This is a genomic window from Thiolapillus sp., assembly GCF_048562965.1.
Classification (GTDB): domain Bacteria; phylum Pseudomonadota; class Gammaproteobacteria; order Chromatiales; family Chromatiaceae; genus Thiolapillus; species Thiolapillus brandeum_A.
Map to the genome: position 1 here is coordinate 1 of NZ_JBHNMF010000382.1, position 3,154 is coordinate 3,154.

General features: G+C 54.2%; 4 protein-coding genes. 1 reads left to right on the plus strand and 3 read right to left on the minus strand.

Annotation, left to right across the window (positions count from 1 at the left end; translation table 11 throughout):
* The coding region (locus ACOCD2_RS15130) for a hypothetical protein (RefSeq protein ID WP_293688660.1) at window positions 1-261 on the plus strand (261 nt) is incomplete at its 5' end.
* Between the two features lie 328 nt (window positions 262-589).
* On the opposite strand, the gene ACOCD2_RS15135 is transcribed toward ACOCD2_RS15130, so the two are convergent.
* The 3 genes from ACOCD2_RS15135 to ACOCD2_RS15145 all read right to left on the minus strand — a co-directional run.
* Window positions 590-1,315, minus strand: coding sequence for a hypothetical protein (locus ACOCD2_RS15135; protein ID WP_293650235.1), 726 nt, complete (start codon window positions 1,313-1,315; stop codon window positions 590-592).
* A gap of 15 nt (window positions 1,316-1,330) precedes the next feature.
* On the minus strand, window positions 1,331-2,413 hold the full coding sequence (locus ACOCD2_RS15140) for a mechanosensitive ion channel domain-containing protein (RefSeq protein ID WP_293680536.1): 1,083 nt from the start codon (window positions 2,411-2,413) through the stop codon (window positions 1,331-1,333).
* Window positions 2,410-3,154 (minus strand): potassium channel protein (locus ACOCD2_RS15145; protein WP_296805992.1); only part of this gene is annotated, 745 nt, incomplete at its 5' end. The genes ACOCD2_RS15145 and ACOCD2_RS15140, both read right to left, overlap by 4 nt.

Sequence of the window (3,154 nt, forward strand, 5' to 3'; positions counted from 1 at the left end):
CGCGTTCGGAGGCCTACTTTGTTTTCCCTCTGGCGCAAGGCACGCCGGGAAAACAGTGCGGCCTCGCGGCTACTGGGGTCTACCAGCCTTCGCTTCGCTCTCCATGGCTGGCAGCGAACGTTTCTGTTTCATCTCGATGCCAAACAACGATTCGAGACAGCGCCACAAATTGGAGGTCATGGAGGAAGTGAACGGAACGATGACCGAGAGCAGGGTATAGACGAAAAGGGCGGAGCGTTCCTTGCCCAGAGCGGTTTTTGAAAAATGGGTTTGGAGGGGAGGCAGAAGGTCGCGTAGAATAAACATGAATGAGGCCTGTTTGTTTGTGTAATCAATGGCTTAACACACTGTATTATACAGTAAAATCAGGCTTCATTCATCAATAACCTATTGTTTTTCAAGCGAAAGAAACAAAATAAACAAGAATATTACCAAGTACTAATTTATCCGCCATATTAGTCGACTCTAATATTCATTGCTCCAAAAAATTGGGAAACTTCAGATTGATAATGTAGGAAACCGACAATCGCATTTTTCGGTTTCCTTATGTATGTTGAAAAAGCCATGGATGGACTTTTTCAACATCCTGCTAAAGAAATATGCGGATACTTCCCTCTCCAGAAACGAAATCTGCATCCAGTTGATAGATCAGATAGCGAAACTGCACACGCTCCACCTTTTTCCCGGTACTGTCCAGCCATATCCTGGCAAAGGACTTTTCCACTTCAGGACCGGCTCCCCGCAATCGAAACCGGTACAGCATGCCACCCGTCGCCTCACCGTTGGGCGGCCCCAGGGCTGCGACGATCTCCTGAGGTGTGGGGATGTCATCCGGATCGAGATCGTGGAGATCAAAGTGTACGCTCCTGCTCACCATGCGGGCCTGTGCGGTGCAGGCATGAGCCACGGTTTCCCTGATCAGGCCCGGGGTGATCATGGCGCTGAGGTTCTTGTCTATAATGCCCGCTCTCAACAGCATTTGGCCGTTTTTCTGCTGGAACTCCAGATGCAGGGGAATGGCGTATTCAGCTGCATTTTCCCCGATATCCTTTTCGACGACATAAACCATTTCCAGTGTCTCCGTGCCTTCGGTACGGAAAGTGGGGGAAGCGCCCAACAGCCAGATCACATCGGTATCCCGCAAAACCGGATGGTGCATGTGCATGCTTACGCCATCATCGACAACAAAAGTGAAGTTGCTTTGGTAGTCACAGAACTGCTCCTTGAAGGCGTAGACACGGTTCAGAAGGCAGCCCGACAGTTGAGCCATCAGCGTCAGGGCCAGCAGCCAGTACAGTGTTCTCAACACCCCCATGCGCTGTTTCCGGCCTCAGCTGGCCTCTGGTGCCGGAGGGACGGGCAGCTGTTCGCCGGATTCGAGCTGATACAGTACCGGCGTCTGCAGGGAAATGTTCTGCTCCCGTGCCACCTTGAGCAGCAGCGCCAGCATCAGCTGCCGTATCTTCAGTACCTGCCGGGTTTCCTTGATGTAGTAGAAGCAGGTCCATTCCACGGCATAGTCACCGCCTCTGGTCGCCCTGATTTCCACTTCATACTGGTTTTCGATGGGCAGGTCCGGATTGTCCTTGCTCAACTCCATGACCTGAAGAAACAGCCGGCTGACCTCTTCCTCGGTCACCGCATAGGACACGTTGATACTCAGCGCTTCACGCAAACCTTTGGCGGATGCAAAACGCGAGAGATTGTGTACTGTCATGTTGCGCAGTTTGCTGTTCTGGATAAGGATGCGGTGATTGTTCACCAGATGCAGGATTTCGGTAAAAAAGACCTTGGTGCGGAACACCATGCCTACCTGGGAACTGTCTTCACCCAGCTGGATGATATCCCCTTCCTCGATGAGACGGCTGTTCAGGATGACGAGACCACTCACCAGATCCGGCACCCAGGATGCCTGGGTCAGGGCCAGCATCACGCCCAGCACGCCGCCAGCTTCCAGCAGAGAGCTGTAACCCAGGATGCGGATCACGGCCACCAGCACCATGATGGAAATGACTACACCCACCATGAGCGTGAGCAAGCGCGAGTTGTAGGTTTCGATGAAAACAGTCTCTTCACCGCGTTTTCTTTCGTGTCCCCAGCGTCGCCTTATCATGCGGCTCAGGATGAAAAAGAACAGCCAGCCAACGTAAATGGCCAGCAGCACACCCAGTGTGCGCGTCACCACCACGGTGCCACCTTCCGGGTGCATGACTGCATTGCTGATGACAACTGCGACGGCAATGATATTGGCAACCCGGAAAACGTTCAGGCGTCTGCTGAAACGCTCCTGGCTCTCACTTTCAGGAAAAATCCGCTTGAGCAGCGGGCGGGAGAACAGCAACAGCAACAGGTTGACGCTCAACAGCACCATATCCATGGTCGATAGATAGTCAGACAGGGGCGTCCAGTTCATCGTTTTTTCCTCTCCTGAAATTTCCGCCATATCCAGCTGCGCGGCCTGTCCTCACCGGTCAGTATGTACTCCAGAGTCGCGGTATGGCAAAGCGTCCACTCCATGGTGGAAAAGGCCCGGCGGGTACCGCAAAACAGCAGTCTGTCTCCCGGCAGCAGTTCCGTATCTGCCTCGGGCAGCAATTCGCGGCTGTTGCGGCTGATCCTGAGCAGGGCGATGCATCTCAGTGAGCGGTCACGGTCACCGGGGGATCGCATGATATCCCCGAGCTGCACCACCCTTCCCCGTTCCAGAGCGTCATGGATCGCACAATGCCGGTCCTGATCGACAACGATTTCCTGAATGACCGGCACACGATTGTCCACCAGTCCGGCAATGCGGCTGACCAGTGCACAGGCCCAGTCTTCCTCCTGATAGGCGGCCAGGCTCATGAACTCATAGAGCATGGGTGTTGCCAGCAACACCCGGATCTTCCCCGCCACGATAGCACTGGGATGCATCACCATGTCGGCATCCACTGCGCGGAAGAGTGCATCATTTTCCCTGTAGTTCTGCCGTGCAATCACAAACAGCTTGTTGGTCATGGCTCTTGCGGTCATGACGATGGACAGATTGTTGGCATCGTTGTCCGTGCCCGCAACGATACCTACCGCATGCTCGATATCCGCCTCAGTCAGCGTATCTTCTTCGGTGCCTCTTCCCCTCACCACCCCCTGCTTGGGTTCGCCCGTCTTTTCGGGC

Coding starts and splice junctions, on each gene's coding strand:
- ACOCD2_RS15135 (WP_293650235.1), bottom strand. CDS start 1,315: ATGGGGGTGTTGAGAACACTGTACTGGCTGCTGGCCCTGACGCTGATG.
- ACOCD2_RS15140 (WP_293680536.1), bottom strand. CDS start 2,413: ATGAACTGGACGCCCCTGTCTGACTATCTATCGACCATGGATATGGTG.